This is a genomic window from Bradyrhizobium jicamae (assembly GCF_018130695.1).
In the GTDB taxonomy this organism is placed as follows: domain Bacteria; phylum Pseudomonadota; class Alphaproteobacteria; order Rhizobiales; family Xanthobacteraceae; genus Bradyrhizobium; species Bradyrhizobium jicamae_B.
In genome coordinates this window covers 69,174-89,687 of the sequence record NZ_JAFCJX010000001.1, presented here as the reverse complement: position 1 = coordinate 89,687, position 20,514 = coordinate 69,174, and the positions used below count along the sequence as shown (strand labels likewise).

The following is a 20,514-nucleotide window of genomic DNA, read 5'->3' as shown; positions in this document are numbered from 1 at the left end:
TCCATGGAACGAACAGATTTTGCGCCGCTCGGAACCGGAACATCTCCTTCACGCAGCTGTTGACGGGCATCTGTCACTTCGCTGGAGGAACATCATGAACAAGCGTCTTGCCATCTCACTTGTTGCCGCGTCGCTGTTGGCCTCGACCTCGGCGTTCGCGCAGTCGACCACCGCAGAGGGCGCCCGGAACGGTGCCGCGGCGGGCGGTGAGATCGGCGGCCCGGTCGGCGCGATGGTCGGCGGCACCGTTGGCGCCGCGGTCGGCGCGGGCCTGGAAATCCCGAACGCCGTGTTCGGCGCCGTTCCGCGGGGTGAGCGGTCGGTCGTCGTGCGCGAGCGCGTCGTGGTCGGCGAGCCGCTGCCCGACACGGTCGTGCTGCGCCCGGTCCCGAACTACACGCAGTATCGCTATGCGGTGGTCAATGATCGCCGCGTGATCGTCGAGCCGCGCACCCGCAAGATCATCAAGATCATCGATTAACGGCGCAGGCCGATTGCAATCAAATCCTCGCGGGTGTCCACCCGCGGGGATTTGTGTCTGAAGTGCACATTCCTCTCTCTTGTCCCGGGCGCACTGCGGCGCGAAGTGCCGCTGTGCAGAACCGGGACCCATTCGCGCGATGGGCCCGGCTCGGCAGCGCATCACTTCGTGCTGCGCAGCGTCCGGGGCACGAGACCGGGGAATCTAAAGCGGCTGCCGCACGCCCAGCCCATGCATGAAGCGCTCGCGGATCTGCACGGGATCGCGCCGCGTGGTGCCGGTGCCGGGCTTGTCGTCGATGCGCACGCCGATCAGCGTCGGCGCCTCCGCGGACATCGACTGCTCGATCAGCCGCTCGAAATCCTCTTCGTCCGCTGCCCATGAGCTGTTCGACAGCCCGCTCGCGAGCGCAATCGCGACGAGGTCGGTATGGCCGGCCGCGGGCGTCGGCTGGCTGCCGGTGATCTGGTAGATGCCGTTGTCCAGGACCACCATGGTGAGGTTCTTTGGTTTCAGCGTCGCGATGGTGGAGAGGCAGCCGAGCTGCATCAGCAGCGAGCCGTCGCCTTCCAGCGCAAACACGCGCCGGTTCGGCTGCGCCAGCGCCACGCCGAGGGCGATCGGGAAGGCGAGCCCCATGCTGCCGAGCATATAGAAGTTCTGCGGACGATGGCCGGCGGCCCAGAGGTCGAAATTGGTGTTGCCGATGCCGCCGACCACGGCCTCTTCGTTCTTCAGTTTTGCAACCAGACGCGACGTCAGGTCGAAGCGGTTCATCACCTTGGTGTTGCGCGCGGGGGCGTTGCTCATGGCCGATCTCACTTGTCAAAAGTCTTGCCGCCGGTCAGCAGCGGCGAGAGGATCAGCGCGACCGGCGCCTGGGTGGTGACGGCCTGCTTGATCGAGCGGTCGGCGATGAATTCGAGCTCGTCGAGCCGTGTGATGGTGTGGTGCTCCATCGCCAGCGAATCCAGCACCGGGCGCATGGTGCGGCAGACCATCGCCTGGCCATAGTTGAATTCGCCGAGCGTGCCGCGCTCGGAGACGATCATGATCAGCGGGATTTGCGAGGGTACCACCAGCGAGGCCAGCACGTTGGCGAGCGTGGCGAAGCCCGAGGTCTGCATCAGCACCGCGCCGCGCGTGCCTGCCATCCAGGCGCCGGAGACGATGCCGACGGCCTCTTCCTCGCGCGCAGTGGGGAAGGTGGTGAAATAGGGATCGGCGTGCAGGTTCTTGATCAGCGTGGTCAGCACACGGTCGGGCACGTAGGGCACCAGCCGCACCTCGTTGCGCTTCAGCGTCTGCTGCAAGATGCCGTGCCAGGTTGGGTCCTGTTCCGTGGCGGCCGCCATTCCGTACTCCCTGATCGCGCGACGCTTGAGGCCGCTTTCAGGGGCCAAAACTTGACGCGGTGTGCGGGATTGTCAACATGCCCTGATCGCAATGGGGTTTGCGCATTGCGACGATGTGAGATGGCGCGCCGGCGTGCGATACAGGGCGTAACAAAAACCTCGGGGGAAACGGCGTCGACCATGACTGTCAACAACAAGCGCGTGTTCTACGTCAAGTATCTCGCCCACGAGATCTACACCGACATCTTCAAGCGGCGGCCCGACGTCCGGCTCGACCGGCTCGAGAACGACACGCCGGAGGGGACTTTCGCTCCCATCCTCGCCGAGGCCCATGCCTACCAGATCGGCGCCGCCCGCGATGAATTGGCGCCGCACTTCCATGCTCATGCCGAGCTGTTGAAGCGCGCGCCGAACCTGCTGATCGTGTCCTCGAACGGTGCGGGCTTCGATCCCGTCGACGTCGACGCCTGCACTGCGGCCGGCGTGCTGGTGGTCAACCAGTCCGGCGGCAACGCCAATTCGGTCGCCGAGCACGCGCTTGCGATGATGCTGACCCTGTCGAAGCGGATCATCCAGTCCGACCGCAGGTTGCGTCGCGAGCGAAACGTCAATCGCAACGATTTGATCGGCAATGAGGTGGGCGAGAAAACGGTCGGGATCGTCGGCATCGGCAATGTCGGCCGCCGCATCGCCGAGCTGTGCAAGGGCCTTTTGCACATGAAGGTGATCGCTTACGACCCGTATTTGTCCGCAGAGGAGATCGCGAAGCGGGGCGCGGAGAAGGTCGAGCTCGACGATCTCATGCGCCGTTCGGATTTCGTCTCGATCTCGTGCCCGCTGTCAAAGGACAATCGCGGCATGATCGGCGCCCACCAGTTTGCGCTGATGCAGCCGCACGCCTATTTCGTCACCACCGCGCGCGGTTTCATCCACGACGAGAAGGCGCTGGAGGATGCGTTGCGCGAAAAACGCATCGCCGGCGCCGGCCTCGACGTCTGGGACAAGGAACCGCCGCCGCCGGATCATCCGCTGCTGCAGTTCGACAATGTGCTGGCGAGCCCGCACACCGCCGGCGTCACCCGCGAAGCCCGCATCAACATGGGCCGGATCGCCGCCGAGCAACTGCTTGATGCGCTCGACGGCAAGCGCCCGCCGCGCGTGATCAATCCGGAGGTGTGGCCGGTTTATGCGAAGCGGTTCGAGAAGGCGTTCGGGTTTGCGCCGAAGTAGGCTGCCTCTTCTAACGACACGCACCGGCCGTTGGCTCCCTCTCCCGCTTGCGGGGGGAGGGCGGGGTGGGGGCGTCTCCACATAAAGTCTTTGAGTGGTGAGAACCCCCACCCGCCGCGCTCCTTGAGCGCGTCGACCTCCCCCGCAAGCGGGAGAGGTGGCAGTGCGCCGCATGGCCAACGAACGGTGGAGAAAATCTCCTTCGTCTCCACCTCAATCCAAGCAACAAACCCACTGCCAAATCGGCCCCCGGCGACTGCTTTGTCGTTATTTTCCCAGAGATATCGACGACTTAGTCGAATATGGCCATTTTCCTCCTGTGCCCGGCCGATCCGGGCCGGCAAGGAAAATGTGTCATGCGACAGGTCCAGACTTTGCTCCGCACCGCCCCGGCCAGGATCGGCCGCCGGATCGCGCAGATCGTCGCGATTGCCGCTGCCAGCCTGCCGCAGGCCGGCGCTTAAAGTTCCGCCGCAACCAACCGCCACATGCGGCGGCGTTGATTTCACTCAAAGCCAATCTTCGACAGTGCTAGTATGTGAATCCCAGGCTCTGCCGGTGCAGCAGAGGGAGGGTTTCCCATGTCCCACTTTGTCGTTCACTTCATGAAGGACGTGCTCGGCGGCAACGGCCGTGAGCGCGAGATCTGCCAGGGCTCGCTCGAGATCGACGCCTCAACTGAGGGCCAGGCCACCGAGATGGCCAAGCGCAAGTTCTGCGAGCAGCAGTCGCTGTGCGACTGGTCGCTGCACGCCGACCGCATCAAGATCGAGGCGGCCGAACTGCGCGCCTGAATGAGCGGCGTCGTCTCCGACGCCGCCATTCCCAATCGTCACTCCGGCAGGATGCGCACCGCGCCCTTGGCGGCGCTGCTGGCGAATGCCGCGTAAGCCTTCAGCGCGGTCGAGACGGCGCGCTTGCGCGGCTCCGGCTTCCAGGCGGCATTGCCCTTGGCTTCCATTGCCGCGCGGCGGCGATCGAGCTCGGTCTCCGGCACGGCGAGGTTGACCTTGCGGTTCGGGATGTCGAACTCGATCAGATCGCCTTCCTCGACGAGCCCGATCAATCCGCCTTCAGCCGCTTCCGGCGAGACGTGGCCGATCGACAGGCCCGACGATCCGCCGGAGAAGCGGCCGTCGGTGATGAGTGCGCAAGCCTTGCCGAGGCCTTTCGACTTCAGATAGCTGGTCGGATACAGCATCTCCTGCATGCCCGGACCGCCGCGCGGGCCTTCATAGACCACCACGACGACGTCACCGGCCTTGACCTTGTTGGTCAGGATGGCCTCGACCGCCGCATCCTGGCTCTGGAACACGCGCGCCGGGCCGGAGAATTTCAAAATGCTCTCGTCAACCCCTGCGGTCTTCACGATGCAGCCGTCCTTGGCGAGGTTGCCGAACAGAACGGCGAGGCCGCCGTCCCTGGAATAGGCGTGCTCGAGATCGCGGATCACGCCCTTTGAGCGATCGAGATCGACGTCGTCGAAGCGGCTATCCTGGCTGAAGGCCTCCTGGGTCGGCACGCCGCCGGGCGCTGCACGATAGAAGTTGCGCACCTTGTCGCTCGACGTGCGCGCGATGTCCCAGCGGTTCAGTGCATCCGCCATGGTCGCGGCGTGCACCGTCGGGCCGTCGGTCTGGATCAGCTTGGCGCGATCGAGCTCGCCGAGGATGCCCATGATGCCGCCGGCATGATGCACGTCTTCCATGTGCACGTCCTGCACTGACGGAGCGACCTTGCACAGCACGGGGACTTTCCGCGAGAGCCGGTCGATGTCGGCCATGGTGAAATTCACCTGGCCTTCATGCGCGGCGGCGAGCAGATGCAGCACGGTGTTGGTCGAGCCGCCCATCGCGATGTCGAGCGTCATCGCGTTCTCGAACGACTTGAAGCTCGCGATCGAGCGCGGCAGCACGCTGGTATCGTCCTGCTCGTAGTAGCGGCGGGCGAGATCGACGATGAGATGGCCGGCCTCGACGAACAGGCTCTTGCGGTCGGCATGCGTCGCCAGCACCGAGCCGTTGCCGGGCAGCGCAAGACCCAAAGCTTCAGTCAGGCAGTTCATCGAATTCGCGGTGAACATGCCGGAGCAGGAGCCGCAGGTCGGACAGGCTGAACGTTCGATCACCGCGACGTCCTCGTCCGACACGTTGGAATCGGCGGCGGCGACCATCGCGTCGATCAGGTCGACCGCGCGCTTCTTGCCCTTGAGCACGATCTTGCCCGATTCCATCGGTCCGCCCGAGACGAACACGGTCGGGATGTTGAGGCGCAAGGTCGCCATCAGCATGCCGGGCGTGATCTTGTCGCAGTTGGAGATGCAGACCATGGCGTCGGCGCAATGCGCATTGACCATGTATTCGACGCTGTCGGCGATCAGCTCGCGCGAGGGCAGGCTGTAGAGCATGCCGTCATGGCCCATCGCGATGCCGTCGTCGACCGCGATGGTGTTGAACTCCTTGGCGACGCCGCCGGCCTTCTCGATCTCGCGCGCGACCAGCTGGCCGAGATTCTGCAGGTGGACGTGACCGGGAACGAATTGCGTGAAGGAATTGACCACCGCGATGATCGGCTTGCCAAAGTCCTCGTTCTTCATGCCGGTGGCGCGCCACAGGCCGCGGGCGCCCGCCATGTTGCGGCCGTGGGTGGTCGTGCGGGAGCGATAGGCGGGCATCGTAAATCCTTGGGCTATGGGCGCTTTTTGAGCAGCCCTTATGCCCGCCCGCACGGGGGGATTCAAGCGCGGAACCGGCATGGCAGGACCGCGCTGAGGCCGCCTATTTGACCTCGATCCCGGCCTCTTTCGCCACCGCCTTCCAGGCCGTGATGTCGCGCGCGTTGATGTCGCGCTGCTCCGCGCCGGGGATGAACTGGCTGGTAATTCCGAGGCCAAGCAGCTTCTCCTTGATCTCGGCATCGTCGAGTGCCGTCTTCAGCGCATCCGACAGCTTTCGCGCCACGGGATCGGGAAGGCCGGCGGGTGCGTACATCACCCAGGACAGGCTGCGGTCGAAGGACACACCCTGTTCCCGGTAGCTTGCGACATCAGGCAGGCTTGGCGAGCGCTCGCCGCACACGGCGAGTGCCTTCACCTTGCCGTCCCTGGCGAGCGGCGTGCCCGTGGCCATGTCGAGCATCGCGAGCTTGATGTGGCCGCCGAGCAGATCGTTGGCGACCTTGGCGGTGCCATTGAACGGCACGTGCTCGAGGCGGATGCCGGCCTGCTGCGACAGGATCGCGCCGCAGAAATGGCCGGTCGAGCCCATGCCCCAGCTGCCGTACTGCACCGGCTCGCTGGTCTTGGCCAGCGCGATCAGCTCCTTCAGATTGTTGGCGGGAAAATCCTTCACGGCCAGCAGCACGATCGAGGAGACGCCGATGCGGCCGATGGTGGTGAAATCCTTGATCGGATCGTAGGACAGTTTTGGATAGATCGCCGGCGCCAGCACATGCGTGGTCATGCCGCCGATGGTGATGGTGTATCCGTCCGGCGGCGAGGACGCCGCCTGCTGCGTGCCGAGCGTGCCGGCGGCGCCGGTGTGGTTCTCGATGTAGATGGTCTGGCCGAGCGTCTTGCCCATCTTGTCCGCGAGCAACCGGCCCAGCACGTCGCCGCCGCCACCGGCCGCGAAGGGCAGCAGCATGCGGATCTTGTGGGTGGGATAGTCGGCGGGCTCCTCGGCGCGCGCCGCAGTGGCGGACAACAGCGCAAGCATTGACAGCGTAACGATGCGCAGCTTCATGATCCCTCCCGCAAGATCTTCTTGGGCCTAATCCTCGAACCGAATCCTGTAGGCGTCGCCATGCCTGACCACGCGGCCCGCGGTTGGAGCGGGGAAATGGCCGGTGAGCAGATAGCTCGGCGTATCCACAAGCTCTTCGAGCAGCGCCACCCGCGTCGCAACGGCGGCGGCCGGATCGATATCGGCGGCACTCGACAGCCAGGGCGCGGCGCACTGGATCGGGTGATGGATCACGTCGCCCGACATGACAGCGTGATCGTGGCCGCCGCGCAGATGGATCTGCATGTTGCCCGCGGTGTGGCCGGGCGCCGGCGCAAAGCGCAAGCCGGCATCGCGCTCGTCGAACAGCAGGTGATCGGTCTCGACGAATTCAGCGAGGCCGGCCGCGACCACGGGCAGCACGGAATCGGCGAACGCGCCGTGATTGACCGGCCTTGCCGGGTTTGCCTTGTGGGCTGCGTCCCAATGTTCGTATTCGGCCCGCCCCATCAGATAGCGCGCGTTCGGAAAGGTCGGCACCCAGCGCCCGTCGATCAGCCGCGTGTTCCAGCCGACGTGATCGACATGCAGATGCGTGCACATCACGAAGTCGACCTGCTCCGGTGCGACGCCGAGCGCAGCCATGTTCTCCAGATAGGGCTGGTTGAGCTGGTCCCACATCGGCGTGCGCGGCCGGCTCTTGTGATTGCCGCAGCAGGTATCGACCACGGCCGACCAGCGCGGCGTGCGCACGAGATAGGAATGATGGCTGAGGATGAAGCGGCCGGTGTCCGGCTCGATATAGCGATGATCGAGCCAGCACCGGTTGGCCGCGATGACCTCGTCGGTGACATTGGCGAACAGCCATTTTTTTTCGAAGGCCAGCGAGGGGATTTCGACCAGACGGTCGATCCGCATGCTGCCGATGGCGATCTGGCGCATGTGATCAGTTCTTCAGGAGATCGCCGAACGGCACCCAGCGCGTGCCGTCGAAGCGGATCAGCTGCAGGCTGGTCATCGGCGTGACATGCTCCGGCGAGTTGCTGACCGCCGTGCCGTTGATCAGCATCGGCAGATGCACGTCCTTCAGGTTCGTCGCCTGCTTCATCACATTGGCGCGGGTCAGGTCATTGCCGGCGGCCTTCAGCACCGTCACCAGCGTCTGCGCGATGGTGTAGCCGTAGACATTGAGCCAGTCGGCCTTGTTGGCGTCGGGCAGATATTTGTCCATGAAGGCGGCCCATTGCTTGTAGCCGGCATCATCTTTCAGTGCGGGGTCCGTGGAGTCCTTCAGGTATTGGCTCGAGATCACGCCGGTGGAGTTATCCTTGCCCGCGGGCTCCAGCACGCCGCTGATCGAGGCGGAGACGTTGGAGATGATGGTCGTGGGCTTCCAGCCGATCTCCGCGATCTTGCGGATCGCCTGCGCCGCGAATTTCGGCGTCGCTGCGACCAGCACCACGTCGGCGCCGCTGTTCTTCAGCAGCAGGATCTGCGTATCGACCGTCGGCGACGTGGTCTCATAGGGCGCCCGCGCGACGATGGCTTCGGCGCTGCCGAGGCCTTCCTCCAGCGCCTTCAGGTAATCCTTGCCGAGGTCGTCATTCTGGTAGAGCACCGCGACCCTGGCATTCGCGTGACTCGCTTTGATGTATCTGGCATAGGCCAGCGCCTCGTCGCGATAGGTGGGCTGCCAGCCGACGGTCCACGGAAAGTTTTTCGGATCGTCCCACTTCGCCGCTCCTGAACCCAGGAATAGCTGCGGCACCTTCTTGTCGTTGAGATATTTGTGCACGGCGCTGTTGGTCGGGGTGCCGACGCCGCCGAAGATCAACAGTACCTCGTCGCTCTCGACCAGCCGCCGCGTCTGCTCGACGGTCTTGGGCGGACTGTAGGCGTCATCGGCAATGATCATCTGGATGCGCCGGCCGTTGACACCACCCTCTTCATTCACCTTGCGGAAATAGGCTTCGGCCGATTTCGCGATCTGTGCAAAGGCGGAGACCGGGCCGGAGAGCGGCGCGGTGGTGCCGATCCTGATCGTCTTGTCATCGGCGCCGGGATCGTATTTCGGGCTCTCGGCTTGTGCGGCGCTCGCGGCGAGCAACGGCAAAAGGATGCAAGCCGCACGGAGGCGAGGGCGAACTGAACGCGCCATGACGTCATCTCCCGAACATTGCTCTCCGCCTCTATGGACGGAGTTGAAACGCGAAACCTCGCTCACTCCCTGGCGAGCACACTGGCCGTGACGGCCGAAAAGCCAGACGAACGATCGTTCGTAAGTTGACTAGCGAACGTTCGTTAGCTAGTCAAGCCAGATGGCGACCTCCTCATTCAGTGCGGCCGAAGCTGCCGGGCTCTCCACACGCGAACGCATTCTTGCCGAGGCGCTCGGCCTGTTCGCGCAATCCGGCTATGGCGGCGCCTCGATGCGCGAGCTCGCGCGCCGCGTCGGCATCCGCGAGAGCAGCCTCTACAATCACTTCCCCGGCAAGGCCGCGATCCTCGAGGCGATCGTCAGCGAGCATGGCCCGGCGAGCTCGGCCGACCGGCTTGAGGCGCCGCGCTACAAGCAGCTTGCGCGCGAGCCCGCGGCGTTCTGCCGCCAGTTCGCGCTCGACCTGGTCGATCAATGGTCCGATCCGCGCGAGCACCAGTTCCAGAAGGTGATCACCGCCGAGCGCAACCGTGTGCCCGGCATCCGCGCCAAATTCGCCGATCATTTCTATGCGCGCGAGCAGAGCCTGATGACGGATTATTTCCGCGGCTTTGCGCTCGCGGGCCTGATCACGGCATCAGATCCGCGCGAGACGGCGCGGTTGTTCGCGGCCGGGCTCATCTACATTCGCCTCGAACATTACGTGATGGGCGCGCAACCGTCGGCGCGGCCGAAGGTGATCGAGGCGATCGAGCGCTATCTCGGCTTTTTCCTGGCGCTGATCGGCGTAAAAGAGACCAAGAAACAACAAAAGACCAAGGGAGAGACGCGTGGCAAAGCTGCCCCTGATTGATCCGGAAGCTACCAGCGGAGACATCCGCGCCTCCTTCGACCGCATGCCGGTCAAGCTCAACATCTTTCGGATGATGGCCCATGCCGAGGCCAACATGATCCCGGCGATGCGGCTCGGCAATTCGATCCTGCACAAGCAGAAGCTGTCCGCGGTCAACCGCGAGCTGTTGATCCTGCAGGCAGCCCAGCTCGAAGGCGGCGCCTATGAATGGCGCCAGCATGTGCCGATCGCGCTCGGGGTCGGCGTGACGCAAGCGCAGATCGATGCGGTCGAGCACGGCAAATATGATGACGTCTCGCTGAACGAGGCGGAGCGTGCGCTGCTCGTGTTCGGCCGCGAGGTCGTCGAGAAGGTGCGCGTCGGCGATGCGGCCTTTGCCGCCATGCGCAAGCATTTCAGCGATCAGGAGATCGTGGAATCGATCGTCGCTCTCGGCTTCTACATGATGATGGCCCGCCTCACCGAGGCGACCGAGACCGATCTCGATCCGGCCGCCGGCATGAAGGTCTATGACGGCGGCAAGGCGCGGAGTGCGTGAGATGTCGGAGAGTTCACTCGATGCCAAGCCGGAGCGCTACATTCGTCCGCCGAGCGCGGAGTCCTCAGGGACAGCGCCGGGCAGGGGGCGGCTGAAGGGGCGCCGCATCCTGATCGTCGGTGGCGGTCAGCGCGTGTTCGATGCGGCGACCGATCCGATCGGCAACGGCCGCGCCATGAGTCTCTTGTTCGCGCGCGAAGGCGCCCACGTCGCGGTCGCCGATCTCAATCGTGCCTCAGCCGAGGATACGGTCGCGCGCATCGCCGCCGAGGGCGGCCGTGCGTTTGCCGTGCAGGCCGATGTCACGCAGGAAACCGATGTGGTCCGGATGATCGACGAGGCGCACCGTGCCATGGGCGGTCTCGACGGCATGGTCCTGAACATCGGCACGTTCGGCAAGACCGGCCTCGACAATGTCAGCGCCGACGAGTGGAACAGGATCTACGACGTCAATGTCCGCGGTCCCATGCTGTGCTGCCGGGCGGCGCTGCCAAGATTCGAGAACGGCGGCTCGATTGTCTTCATCTCCTCGATCGCGGCGCTGAAGGCGGGATCGCAGATGGCGGTCTATGACTCATCGAAGGCCGCACTCGGCGGCCTGATGCGCAACATCGCGCATGCCGGCGCACGGCGTGGTATCCGCGCCAACCTGGTCTATCCCGGCCTCGTCGATACCCCGAACGGCCGCGAGGCCGGCGCCGGCCGTCCCTCGCGCGGCAAGAGCCATATCCCCTTCGGCCGCCAGGCGACCGCCTGGGAAATCGCCTATGCCGTGCTGTTCTTCATGTCGGACGAAAGCGTCTACGTCACCGCGCAGACGCTCGCGGTGGACAGCGGCTTGAGCGGGTTGTGATGGAGGACGGCAGCTCGCCGCTAACGGCTTGCGCGGGCTACCGGCTACAGTGCCGGATGAACGTGACGTTCCTGGCGTACAGGTATGTGTACGGGTCCACCTGTTCGAGCGCGTGGTGTCTCGTCACCCAGTCGCGAACCTCGGGCGCATAGGCCGACATCATCAACTGGGTCTCGCCGGGGTTGATGCTGCGGTCACCGTGATGCGCAGCATGAAACATGAAGTAGCCGCCCGGGGTGATGCAGATCTTGTTGAGGGGAACGGTCCCCAGGACCGTCGTGCACGACGACTTGCAGCGACCGTCGATCACCACGCGATCATACTCCGCATTGACGCGCGTGTACGTGTAGATGTGCGCGGCAGTGTTGCCGCCCGGGTCGTGAAGATAGTAGACCTTTTCCGCGTAGGCAGAGCTTGCCATGACCAACGTGAAGATGATGATACTGACCAAGGTTTGTATCCGGAACATGTCACTTCCCTATTGGCGAGTATCCCGCCGCTGCAGATCGCCGCTTGCGACATACCACCTTAGGATGTGGTCAGCATTCTCAAAATTCTTTGAGCAATCTCGGGAAACAAAATTCCGCATTCGCTTGGCGAGCGCAGCGATATCTTCTTTGTCCCGCATGTCGCTCCGCTCGTGCGGGCTACAGGCTGCTTCAAGTCCAGCCTGCGCTAGAGGCGATTTCGGATCAAACTTTGTCGATATCCGAGTATCAAGCAGCCGCTCAAGCCGGCTACGACCAAATGGTTCAGGATTGATAGCCAACGTTGGCTGCCGTCATAGATCGAGCCTGAATATTGCTTCCAATGCCATGGGAAGATTTTAACCGACGGCAAATGCCACTGCATTTGTTTGTTGAGCATCGCTGGTCCCAGATCGACCAGATCGGGCAAGATTGCACCGAGAAAGCAGCTGAAGATGATCCACCGCGCGTCCCTGCGCGCGAGCGTGAAAACAATTGAGACGAGGATCAGACTGAGGATGACATCCACGGCGGAAGGCAGCGGGTATTCGTGCGGAAGCCAATCGAGCGCGCCGTGCGACAGAATTCCGATGCCCAAGCCCGCGACCAGAACGGCCACGCCGCGTGCTGAATTGATCGGCCTCTTTTCAATCTGCGCCGACAGCACGGATGCGGTCGCAACACTCGCCAAGGTGTGGAAGATCACGTTCATGGGTGTGCTGCAGCCCTTGCAGGATGTCACTCATTCCGCGGCGAGGCTGGTCGGGATCGGCTGCCGACGTTTCGTGGCGCGGCCCGTTTTGCGCCCGACATGGCTCGGCCCCAACGTGGCGGCGGCCGCCTGTAGCTGCTCACGCAGCCACTGGTTTGTGGCGTCGCCATCCGCGGTGGCATGCCAGTAGAGGTAGTTGATGTGCGGGCTGATCGGGAAGGGGCAGGGGTACTGCCGTAACAGGCCCGGCTGATCCAAGAGCGATGCCGCGCTCTCCGACGCCGTCAGCAGCATGTTATTCCGCGCCACGACATGACAGGCCGTGGTGAAATTCTGGCAGTGCAGGCGAACGTTGCGCTTGATGCCGAGCCGCTGGAACTGGAAATCCTCGAACGACAGTCCGCTGCGCCGCGACGTCACGCAAACGTGTTCCATCCGCAGGTATGTCTTCTTGTCGAGCCGCCTGCGGAGGTCCGGATGGTCGCGCCGGGCGAACACCGCGATGCGCTCGGTCAGGATCTGCGCGCGATGCACCTCGGTGGAGAGCGGCAGCAGCGTGTCGATCGCGACATCGAGGGTGCCGGCGGCGAGCTCACGCTCCAGATTGTTGCGCTCGCAGCGCACGGTTGCGATCTCGACCAGCGGCGCGGCCGTGCTGATCCGGTTGACCAGCGCGCTCAGCACCGGGGCCTCCAGATTGTTGCGCAGGCCTATCACAAAGCGCTTTGGCGTCTTCGCGGGATCGAAGCGGTGGGTCTGGGTCAGCGCGGTTTCCAGCCCGTTCAAGGCCTGGCGCACCGTGGTGATGATCTGGCGTGCCAGCGGCGTCGGCGTCATCACGTGATGGCGGCGCACGAACAGAGGATCGTTGAACATCACGCGCAGCCGGCTCAGCGCATGGCTGACCGCGGGTTGCGTCAGATTGAGGCGGAAGCAGGCGCGGCTGACGCCGCCCTCCGAATAGATCGCGTCGAACACGACGAACAGGTTCAGGTCGACGTCTCGTACATGCATGGGAATGATTGGCCCGTATCCGTCGAATGCATTTGACGAATATGATTTGGGGCTTCTAAAGTCGCAAGCAAAATAATACCTGGAGGAAACGATGAGCGTGGACTCGCCATCGCGCAACCTTGCTGTCCCTGCGACGACGTCGTCCGCGCGCTCTGTCTTCGCCAAGCCCAGCCAGGAGCAGATCGTGCTCCTGATCACGATCGCGCTGCTGGTCGTGTTCGGCCTGACGCTGAACGGCTTTGCCACCGTCTCCAATCTCCTCAATCTGTTGCGGAGCATTTCGATCCTCGGCGTGCTCGGCCTCGGCATGGGGCTGATCGTGATCAGCCGCGGCATCGATCTCTCCGAAGTCGCGATCATGGCGGGCTCGTGGTCGATCGCGCTGATCGAGATGCAGAACGGCATGTCGGTATCCGCAGCCGTGCTGCTGGCGCTGGCGATCGCGGTGTTCATCGGAATCGTCAACGGCGTGATGGTGGCGTTCGTCGAGGCGCCCGCGCTGTTCGTGACGCTGGCCGCGGGCTTCGTGATCTACGGCGTGGCGTTCTGGATCGCGCCGGCCTGGGTGGTCTACGCGCCGAAGAACGCGCCGGGGCTGATGTATCTCGGCGCCGGCCGGCTGTTCGGCGTCCCGGTTCCGATCCTGGTGTTCGCGGTTTGCGCGATCGCGATGCATCTGTTCCTGTCGCGTACCTCGATCGGCCGCTTCATCTATGCGCAGGGCGACAATCCCGAGGCCGCGCGGCTCTCCGGCGTCGCGCTGCGGCCGCTGATCGTGCTCGAGCATGTGCTGGTCGCGGCGCTGGCCTGGATCGCCGGCTTCGTCTGGGTCGGCACGACGGGCAGCATGCAGATGGCGATCACGCAGGGCACCATGATCTTCGACGTCGTGCTCGTGGTCGTGATCGGCGGCATCTCGCTGATCGGCGGCCGCGGCAGCGTGTTCTCGGTCGTGGTCGGCTGCATCCTGATCGGCACGCTGCTCAACGCCTTCACCATCATGGACGTCAACACCGAGGTGCAGAACATCATCAAGGGCGTGGTGCTGCTCGCCGCCATCGTGCTCGACAATTTCCTGCATCCGCGGGACGAGGAGACCGCGCGACAGGGCGACTGATGGGAATGCGATCAATCCAAATAAAACATATCCAAGGGGAGGATCTGATGAAGACGACAAAGTTCTGGACCATGCTGCTCGCCGGCGTGACGCTGGCCGCGATGCCGTTCGCGGCGTCGGCGCAGGAGGAGGGCACCAAGACGGCCCGCGAGCTGCGTGCCGCCTACGACAAGGCGCTGCAGGGCAAGACCATCGCCTATTTGCCGATCGCGCTCGGCGTGCCGCTGTCGGACGAATGGGGCCGCGTGGTGCAGGAAGAGGCCGAATGGCGCGGCATGAAGTTCATCGTGCGCGATCCCAACAACAATCCCTCCGCGATGCAGCAGGCGCTGACCGCGCTGGTCGACCAGAAGCCCGACGTGCTGATCGTGCAGAACCCAAGCGTGACGCTCCTGATGAAGGACCTGAAGCGCGCCGAGAGCCAGGGCACGCATGTGATCCAGATCAACATGTCCTCGAACTACAAGTCCGGCGCGTTCGTCGGCGCCGACTGGCGCGAGATCGGCAAGATGCTGGCGACCGACGTGGTCAAGGAATGCGGCTCGGCCTCCGGCAAGTCGGGCAAGGTGCAGATCGTGCAGGGCGAACTGACCGCCGCCGCCAGCGTCGACCAGGTCGGCGGCATCATGGAGGTCCTCAACAAGGACTCCAACATCAAGGTGGTGTCGAACCAGGCCGCGAATTGGGACGCCAACACCGCGCTCAACGTCACCGCAACCGTGATCCAGCAGCATCCGGATCTCTGCGCCTCGATCGGCTTCTGGGGCATCATGGAATCAGGCGCGGCACAGGCGATCCGCAACGCCGGCAAGATCGACACGGTCAAGGTCTATGCGTCCGGCGAAGGCTCGCAGCTCGATTGCGACCAGGTCAACTCAGGCAATTTCTACAAATTCCTGAGCTACAAGGCGACCGAGCAGGGCCACGACCTGATGCTGGCCGCGCAGACGCTGCTGATGAACGGCGACAAGCCCGGCACCAGGAACCTCGAATACTACACGCGCCCGGTCTGGCTCGATAAGAGCAACGCCTCCGGCGCCAACTGCTTCGCGCTACCGAAGAAGAACTAACAAAAGCGCGACAGCCGGCGCGGCGCTTCCGCGCCGGCTGATTCTCACGAGCATGATCCCGGAAAGGTGGAAGCCGGTTTTCCGCAGGGATCACGCTCAACCAAGAGAGAGTGCCTTGCGATGTCGATGGCTGTCGATTCCTTTGCCGCTTCGGTGCGGCGGTTCTCACCCCGGCTCGTGCTGTCGGAACTGCTGCTGAAGCAATGGTTCGAGCCGGTGGTGCCGTTCACCGTGATGATCGGGCTGTGGGCCTATTTCGCGCTCACGATTCCCGACTACGCCTCGGTGCAGAACTCGGTCTCGCTCTTGCGGCTGTTCGCCGAATTCGGCTTCGTGGCGCTGGCAATGGGGTTCTGCCTCGTCACCGGCGGCATCGATCTGTCCGTCGGCGCGATCTTCGCGCTGTGCAATTTCGCCGCGCTGTATTTCCTGCTGGTCAAGGAATGGCCGGTCGGCGCCGTGGTGCCGGCGACGCTTGCGATCGGCGCGCTGCTCGGCAGCATCAACGGTTTCCTGATCGGCTTCCTCAAGACGCGGCCGTTCCTGACCACGCTGGTGACGCTGATCATCCTGCGCGCCTCGGTCAACCTGCTCAACACCGGCTACGCCCAGGTGTTCGCCACCAACTCGGTCGACAGCGACGCCTGGGATTACATCGGCGGCGGCAGCGTGCTCGGCATTCCCATCAATGCGGCGACGCTGTTCGTCGTGCTCCTGGTCTGCCACATCTTCCTGTCGCGCTCGCGTTATGGCTGGCATCTCACCGCGATCGGCGCCAGCCGCAAGGCGGCGCGCCATGCCGGCATCCGCGTCCGCCTGATGCTGTTCTTCACTTACGTGCTGTCAGGCACGCTGTGCGCGGCGAGCGGTATCTTCTACGCCGCACGCCAGGCCTCGACGGATTCCACCACGGGCGTCGGCTGGGAATTCCAGGCATTGACCGCCGTCGTGCTCGGCGGCGTCTCGCTCGCCGGCGGCAAGGGCACGGTGTGGCGTGCCATGATCGGCGCGCTGATCATCTTCCTTTTGATCAACGGCCTCGTCCGCATGGGCATCCCCGGCTACGTCACCTCGGCGGTGACGGGCCTGATCCTGCTCGCCGCCGTCGGCATCGACGTCAAATGGTCGAAGAACCGCGGCAAGGCGATCCAGAAGATCTACGTCAATCCGGCCTTCGTGCCGCTGGCCTCGGCGCCGTCGGTGCAGCGCGGCTCGGCCTCGCCCTATGCGCAGAACGACCGGCTGCTGAAGGCCGAGGCGATCGGCCTCGACCAGGTCGAGGGTCCCGAGGATGTCATCCTCGATCGCCAGGGCCGCGTCTATGGCTCGACCCGCGACGGCAACGTGATCCGCTTCTCCGGTCCTGACTTCGAGACCCGCGAGATCTTCGCCCATATCGGCGGCCGCCCGCTCGGCATGCAGTTCGATCGCGAGGAGAACCTGATCGTCGCGGTCGCCGGCATGGGCGTCTACGGCATCAAGCCCGATGGCACCATCTTCAAGGTCACCGACGAGACCAACCGCACCTGGTACAAGCTGAACGACGACTCCCGGCTGCGCATGGCCGACGATCTCGACATCGCGCCCGACGGCAAGATCTATTTCAGCGACTGCACCACGCGCTACGAGATGACGACCAACACCCTCGACATCCTCGAGGGCAGGCCGAACGGCCGCGTGGTCTGCTACGATCCCGCGACCAAGACGACGCGCACCGTCATCAACCACTTCTATTTCCCGAACGGGATCTGCGTCTCGCATGACGGCAAATCGATCCTGATCGCCTCGACCTCGCTGTGCAAGATCTTCCGCCACTGGATCGCCGGGCCGAACAAGGGCCGCACGGAAGTTTTGATCGACGAGCTGCCGGGCAACCCCGACAACATCAACCGCGCCTCTGACGGCACCTATTGGCTGGCGCTGGTCGGCGTCCGCACCCCGACCTTCGATCTGTCCTGTCGCAAGCCCGGTTTCCGCCTGCGCATGGTTAAGCAGGTGCCGACCGACGAGTGGCTGGCGCCCGCGCTCAACCATGGCTGCGTGCTGAAGTTCAACGAGCAGGGCGAGGCGCTGGAATCCTGGTGGGATCCGACCGGCCTGTCGCATTCGGTGCTGACCTCGATGCGCGAGCACAAGGGCTATCTCTATCTCGGCGGCCTCGAGAACAACCGCATCGGCCGCATCAAGCTCGACGGCGTCGACGACGACTGGAACGGCTACGATGCCTATTGGGGCGGCAAGAGCCGGGTGAAGGGTTAGGCGATGGGATTCTTCGATCATTTCCTGCGCGACGTCAGAAGCGTCATCGACCGCGACGGCGGCCAGAACGCGATCCCGCCGCTCGACGGTGCGCTCAGCCCGAACGACCGGCTCGATACCGCCGTGCCGATCGGCGACGCCTTGCCTGGGATCGACGATGTCATCTCCGCAGGCGACGACGCGATCTACGTCTCGGCCGGGCGTAGCGTGCTAAAACTCAGCGGCGCGGAATTTGCCACCCGTACGCTGGTCGCCGAATTCGAGGGCGACGCCGGCGGACTGGCGCTGCATCCGGATGGCCGGCTGCTGGTCTGTGTTGCGGGCAGGGGCCTTGCCGCGATCGATCCGGCCAAGCCCAATCCGCGCTGGCTCGAAACCGCCGATGGCCGATCGTTTGCGGGATTGCTGTCGGTTGTGGCGGCACCCGATGGCCGCATCTTCGCGGTCGAGGGCAGCACCGGTCGTCGCCCCAATGAATGGCGCCACGACCTGATGGAGAAGCGCACCAACGGGCGCCTCGTGATGTGCAACGCCGATCTCGGCAATCCCCAGGTGTTGCTGCGCGATCTGCCTTATCCCTATGGCGTCAGCGTCTCCGCCGACGGCAAGCAGCTCTGGCTCACCGAGAGCTGGGCGCACCGCCTGAGCCGTTTCGCGCTGTCAGCCAACGGCCTCGGCCCCGGCGAGGTGGTTGCCGCCAACATGCCCGGCTATCCGGCGCGGCTGCATCCGGATTCCCAGGGCGGTCTGCTGCTCGGCCTGTTCGCCCGCCGCACCCACCTGATCGAGTTCGTGCTCAAGGAAGACGATTTCCGCGAGGAGATGATGGCGACGATGCCGCCGGATCATTGGGTGGCGCCGGCGCTCGCGGGCGGCAGCGATTGCCTCGAGCCGATGCAGATCGGCGCGGTCAAGGCGCTCGGCATCCAGAAGCCCTGGGCGCCGCCGCGCTCCTATGGCCTGCTGGTGCATCTCGACGGCGAGGGCGAGGCGACCGACAGCCTGCACAGCCGCGCCGGCGGCCGCTTCCACGGCATCACATCGGCGTGCGCCACGCGCGATGGCGTCATCATCGCCGCGCGCGGTGCCGGGCGCCTGCTGCGCTATAGCGGAGACCTCAGATGAATGACGGCGTGATGCAGGTAGCCGAGAGCACCGGGGCCGCGCCGCGCGAGCCGGTGCTGCAGATCAAGAGCGGATCGAAGATCTATGGCGGCGTTCACGCCATCGAGGGCGTCAATTTCGATCTCTATCCCGGCGAAGTGCATGCCCTCGTCGGCGAGAACGGCGCCGGCAAGTCGACGCTGTGCAAGGCGATCGCGGGTGCGATCAAGCTGACCTCCGGCGACTATCTGCTCGACGGCAAATCAGCCAATCTCGAGCAGCCGCGCGATGCGCTCAACGCCGGCATCTGCATGGTCTATCAGGAAACCAGCCTGGTGCCGACCATGACGGCGGCGCAGAACATCGAGCTCGGCAACGAAAAGCTTTTGACGCGTTTCCGCACGCTGAACATCCAGGCCCAGCAGCTGTTGCAATCCCTCAACTTCCACGTCGATCCGGCTACTCCCGTGGCGCTGCTCGGCACCGCCAAGAAGCAGATGGTCGAGATCGCGCGCGCGATCTACAACAAGGCCCGCATCATCATCTTCGACGAGCCGACCGCGAGCCTGACGCCGGAGGAGATCGTCCACTTCTTCCATTTGGTGCGCGATCTGCGCGCCCGCGGCGTCTCCATCATCTACATCTCGCACGCGCTGGAGGAATCGCTGCAGATCGCCGACCGCATCACCGTGCTGCGCGACGGCAAGCTCGTGATCACAGCACCCGCCAAGCAGCTGACGCGCGACGCGCTGGTGCAGCACATGGTCGGCCGCGAGGTGGCGCAGGCGGTCTATGGCCGCAAGGAAAAGACCCACCAGCGCCGCGAGAAGGTGCTGACGGTCGAGAACGTCACCATGGGCATGGCGGTCAAGAACATGTCGTTCTCGGTCTATGCCGGCGAGGTCGTCGGCATCGCCGGCCTGATCGGCTCGGGCCGCACCGAGATCGCCAAGGTGATCTACGGCGCGCTGAAGCGCAATCTCGTCAATGGCGGCACCATTCGGCTCCGCGGCAAGCCGATCCGCTACCGCGTGCCGCGGCAGGCCATCAATGACGGCATCGCCTACATCACCGAGGACCGCAAGGCCAACGGCTTCTTCGAAACCATGGTGGTCGACGACAACGTCTATATCGGCAATCTCGCCACCCGCACCGGCTGGAGCTTCCTGCTGTCGAAGGCGCGGCGCAGCAAGCTCGCCAGCTACTGGGTCGATCGGCTGAAGATCAGCGCATTGCAGCGGAAAGCGCGGATCATCGAGCTGTCCGGCGGCAACCAGCAGAAGGTGGTGCTGGCGAAGACGCTGGTGCAGGATCCCTCGATCATCATCTTCGACGAGCCGACCCGCGGCGTCGACGTCGGCACCATCCCGCACATCCACGCCGAGATCCGCAGGCTTGCCGACGAGGGCAAGGCGGTGGTCGTGATCTCGTCCTATCTGCCGGAAATCCTCGCCGTCTCCGACCGCATCCTGGTCGCCCGCACCGGCCGCATCGTCGCCGAGTTCGACGCGGCCGATGCCACGCAGGACAAGATCCTGTACGCGGCGGTGCATTGAGGGCAGCGCGTAGGATGGGTGGAGC

General features: G+C 64.4%; 20 protein-coding genes. 11 read left to right on the top strand and 9 right to left on the bottom strand.

Going from position 1 to position 20,514, the window contains the following annotated elements; all coding sequences use genetic code 11:
• The first annotated feature begins 94 nt into the window (after nt 1–94).
• The gene (locus tag JQ604_RS00390) at nt 95–481 is read left to right on the top strand and encodes a DUF1236 domain-containing protein (protein WP_212351867.1); all 387 of its coding nucleotides are present in this window, start codon (nt 95–97) and stop codon (nt 479–481) included.
• A 204-nt stretch (nt 482–685) separates the two neighbouring features.
• Here JQ604_RS00390 and JQ604_RS00385 read toward each other — a convergent pair whose 3' ends face one another.
• Both JQ604_RS00385 and JQ604_RS00380 read right to left on the bottom strand, forming a co-directional pair.
• Nucleotides 686–1,291 (bottom strand): thiamine pyrophosphate-dependent enzyme, encoded by a 606-nt coding sequence (locus JQ604_RS00385; RefSeq protein ID WP_212351865.1) that lies wholly within the window; start codon nt 1,289–1,291, stop codon nt 686–688.
• Between the two features lie 8 nt (nt 1,292–1,299).
• Entirely contained in the window at nt 1,300–1,836 is a 537-nt protein-coding gene (locus JQ604_RS00380; protein WP_212351863.1) for a thiamine pyrophosphate-binding protein, read from the bottom strand.
• A gap of 180 nt (nt 1,837–2,016) precedes the next feature.
• Between JQ604_RS00380 and JQ604_RS00375 the strand changes: the two genes are divergently transcribed.
• Together JQ604_RS00375 and JQ604_RS00370 are read left to right on the top strand one after the other, a co-directional pair.
• The gene (locus tag JQ604_RS00375; protein WP_212351861.1) at nt 2,017–3,066 is read left to right on the top strand and encodes a hydroxyacid dehydrogenase; all 1,050 of its coding nucleotides are present in this window, start codon (nt 2,017–2,019) and stop codon (nt 3,064–3,066) included.
• 581 nt (nt 3,067–3,647) lie between these two features.
• Nucleotides 3,648–3,860, top strand: a complete 213-nt coding sequence (locus tag JQ604_RS00370) for a hypothetical protein (protein WP_212351859.1) — start codon at nt 3,648–3,650, stop codon at nt 3,858–3,860.
• A gap of 38 nt (nt 3,861–3,898) precedes the next feature.
• On the opposite strand, the gene ilvD is transcribed toward JQ604_RS00370, so the two are convergent.
• The 4 genes from ilvD to JQ604_RS00350 form a co-directional block, all read right to left on the bottom strand.
• The gene (ilvD, locus tag JQ604_RS00365; RefSeq protein WP_212351857.1) at nt 3,899–5,740 is read right to left on the bottom strand and encodes a dihydroxy-acid dehydratase; all 1,842 of its coding nucleotides are present in this window, start codon (nt 5,738–5,740) and stop codon (nt 3,899–3,901) included.
• A gap of 103 nt (nt 5,741–5,843) precedes the next feature.
• The gene (locus JQ604_RS00360) at nt 5,844–6,809 is read right to left on the bottom strand and encodes a Bug family tripartite tricarboxylate transporter substrate binding protein (RefSeq protein ID WP_212351856.1); all 966 of its coding nucleotides are present in this window, start codon (nt 6,807–6,809) and stop codon (nt 5,844–5,846) included.
• A 27-nt stretch (nt 6,810–6,836) separates the two neighbouring features.
• Nucleotides 6,837–7,730, bottom strand: a complete 894-nt coding sequence (locus JQ604_RS00355) for an MBL fold metallo-hydrolase (protein WP_212351854.1) — start codon at nt 7,728–7,730, stop codon at nt 6,837–6,839.
• Nucleotides 7,731–7,734: 4 nt separating this feature from the next.
• Nucleotides 7,735–8,946, bottom strand: a complete 1,212-nt coding sequence (locus tag JQ604_RS00350; protein ID WP_212351852.1) for an ABC transporter substrate-binding protein — start codon at nt 8,944–8,946, stop codon at nt 7,735–7,737.
• 160 nt (nt 8,947–9,106) lie between these two features.
• Between JQ604_RS00350 and JQ604_RS00345 the strand changes: the two genes are divergently transcribed.
• From JQ604_RS00345 to JQ604_RS00335, 3 genes are read left to right on the top strand one after another with little or no spacing between them, the layout of a single operon-like run.
• The gene (locus JQ604_RS00345; RefSeq protein ID WP_212351850.1) at nt 9,107–9,799 is read left to right on the top strand and encodes a TetR/AcrR family transcriptional regulator; all 693 of its coding nucleotides are present in this window, start codon (nt 9,107–9,109) and stop codon (nt 9,797–9,799) included.
• The gene (locus JQ604_RS00340) at nt 9,777–10,337 is read left to right on the top strand and encodes a carboxymuconolactone decarboxylase family protein (RefSeq protein ID WP_212351848.1); all 561 of its coding nucleotides are present in this window, start codon (nt 9,777–9,779) and stop codon (nt 10,335–10,337) included. Before JQ604_RS00345 ends, JQ604_RS00340 begins: the two co-directional genes overlap by 23 nt.
• Nucleotides 10,309–11,190, top strand: a complete 882-nt coding sequence (locus tag JQ604_RS00335; RefSeq protein ID WP_212351846.1) for an SDR family oxidoreductase — start codon at nt 10,309–10,311, stop codon at nt 11,188–11,190. Before JQ604_RS00340 ends, JQ604_RS00335 begins: the two co-directional genes overlap by 29 nt.
• A 37-nt stretch (nt 11,191–11,227) precedes the next feature.
• Here JQ604_RS00335 and JQ604_RS00330 read toward each other — a convergent pair whose 3' ends face one another.
• The 3 genes from JQ604_RS00330 to JQ604_RS00320 all read right to left on the bottom strand — a co-directional run bounded on the left by JQ604_RS00330 (nt 11,228) and on the right by JQ604_RS00320 (nt 13,383).
• Nucleotides 11,228–11,641, bottom strand: a complete 414-nt coding sequence (locus tag JQ604_RS00330) for a hypothetical protein (protein WP_249157888.1) — start codon at nt 11,639–11,641, stop codon at nt 11,228–11,230.
• Nucleotides 11,642–11,865: 224 nt separating this feature from the next.
• Nucleotides 11,866–12,369, bottom strand: a complete 504-nt coding sequence (locus tag JQ604_RS00325; protein ID WP_212351842.1) for a hypothetical protein — start codon at nt 12,367–12,369, stop codon at nt 11,866–11,868.
• A 30-nt stretch (nt 12,370–12,399) separates the two neighbouring features.
• Nucleotides 12,400–13,383, bottom strand: coding sequence for a LysR family transcriptional regulator (locus JQ604_RS00320; protein WP_212351840.1), 984 nt, complete (start codon nt 13,381–13,383; stop codon nt 12,400–12,402).
• 91 nt (nt 13,384–13,474) lie between these two features.
• On the opposite strand from JQ604_RS00320, the gene JQ604_RS00315 reads away from it, so the two are divergent.
• The 5 genes from JQ604_RS00315 to JQ604_RS00295 all read left to right on the top strand — a co-directional run bounded on the left by JQ604_RS00315 (nt 13,475) and on the right by JQ604_RS00295 (nt 20,489).
• On the top strand, nt 13,475–14,500 hold the full coding sequence (locus JQ604_RS00315) for an ABC transporter permease (protein WP_249157887.1): 1,026 nt from the start codon (nt 13,475–13,477) through the stop codon (nt 14,498–14,500).
• A gap of 47 nt (nt 14,501–14,547) precedes the next feature.
• Nucleotides 14,548–15,570, top strand: coding sequence for a sugar ABC transporter substrate-binding protein (locus JQ604_RS00310; protein WP_212351838.1), 1,023 nt, complete (start codon nt 14,548–14,550; stop codon nt 15,568–15,570).
• A 120-nt stretch (nt 15,571–15,690) separates the two neighbouring features.
• Nucleotides 15,691–17,829, top strand: coding sequence for an ABC transporter permease (locus JQ604_RS00305; protein WP_212351836.1), 2,139 nt, complete (start codon nt 15,691–15,693; stop codon nt 17,827–17,829).
• A gap of 3 nt (nt 17,830–17,832) precedes the next feature.
• Complete coding sequence (locus JQ604_RS00300) at nt 17,833–18,954, top strand: SMP-30/gluconolactonase/LRE family protein (RefSeq protein WP_212351834.1); 1,122 nt, start codon at nt 17,833–17,835, stop codon at nt 18,952–18,954.
• Nucleotides 18,951–20,489 carry a sugar ABC transporter ATP-binding protein gene (locus tag JQ604_RS00295; RefSeq protein ID WP_249157886.1) on the top strand — a complete coding sequence of 513 codons (1,539 nt, stop codon included), beginning with the start codon at nt 18,951–18,953 and terminating at the stop codon, nt 20,487–20,489. Before JQ604_RS00300 ends, JQ604_RS00295 begins: the two co-directional genes overlap by 4 nt.
• Nucleotides 20,490–20,514: the final 25 nt, after the last annotated feature.

Coding starts and splice junctions, on each gene's coding strand:
- JQ604_RS00375 (WP_212351861.1), top strand. CDS start 2,017: ATGACTGTCAACAACAAGCGCGTGTTCTACGTCAAGTATCTCGCCCAC.
- JQ604_RS00380 (WP_212351863.1), bottom strand. CDS start 1,836: ATGGCGGCCGCCACGGAACAGGACCCAACCTGGCACGGCATCTTGCAG.
- JQ604_RS00390 (WP_212351867.1), top strand. CDS start 95: ATGAACAAGCGTCTTGCCATCTCACTTGTTGCCGCGTCGCTGTTGGCC.
- JQ604_RS00350 (WP_212351852.1), bottom strand. CDS start 8,946: ATGGCGCGTTCAGTTCGCCCTCGCCTCCGTGCGGCTTGCATCCTTTTG.
- JQ604_RS00300 (WP_212351834.1), top strand. CDS start 17,833: ATGGGATTCTTCGATCATTTCCTGCGCGACGTCAGAAGCGTCATCGAC.
- JQ604_RS00305 (WP_212351836.1), top strand. CDS start 15,691: ATGTCGATGGCTGTCGATTCCTTTGCCGCTTCGGTGCGGCGGTTCTCA.
- JQ604_RS00385 (WP_212351865.1), bottom strand. CDS start 1,291: ATGAGCAACGCCCCCGCGCGCAACACCAAGGTGATGAACCGCTTCGAC.
- JQ604_RS00355 (WP_212351854.1), bottom strand. CDS start 7,730: ATGCGCCAGATCGCCATCGGCAGCATGCGGATCGACCGTCTGGTCGAA.
- JQ604_RS00320 (WP_212351840.1), bottom strand. CDS start 13,383: ATGCATGTACGAGACGTCGACCTGAACCTGTTCGTCGTGTTCGACGCG.
- ilvD (WP_212351857.1), bottom strand. CDS start 5,740: ATGCCCGCCTATCGCTCCCGCACGACCACCCACGGCCGCAACATGGCG.
- JQ604_RS00345 (WP_212351850.1), top strand. CDS start 9,107: ATGGCGACCTCCTCATTCAGTGCGGCCGAAGCTGCCGGGCTCTCCACA.
- JQ604_RS00335 (WP_212351846.1), top strand. CDS start 10,309: ATGACGGCGGCAAGGCGCGGAGTGCGTGAGATGTCGGAGAGTTCACTC.
- JQ604_RS00325 (WP_212351842.1), bottom strand. CDS start 12,369: ATGAACGTGATCTTCCACACCTTGGCGAGTGTTGCGACCGCATCCGTG.
- JQ604_RS00360 (WP_212351856.1), bottom strand. CDS start 6,809: ATGAAGCTGCGCATCGTTACGCTGTCAATGCTTGCGCTGTTGTCCGCC.
- JQ604_RS00315 (WP_249157887.1), top strand. CDS start 13,475: ATGAGCGTGGACTCGCCATCGCGCAACCTTGCTGTCCCTGCGACGACG.
- JQ604_RS00310 (WP_212351838.1), top strand. CDS start 14,548: ATGAAGACGACAAAGTTCTGGACCATGCTGCTCGCCGGCGTGACGCTG.
- JQ604_RS00295 (WP_249157886.1), top strand. CDS start 18,951: ATGAATGACGGCGTGATGCAGGTAGCCGAGAGCACCGGGGCCGCGCCG.
- JQ604_RS00370 (WP_212351859.1), top strand. CDS start 3,648: ATGTCCCACTTTGTCGTTCACTTCATGAAGGACGTGCTCGGCGGCAAC.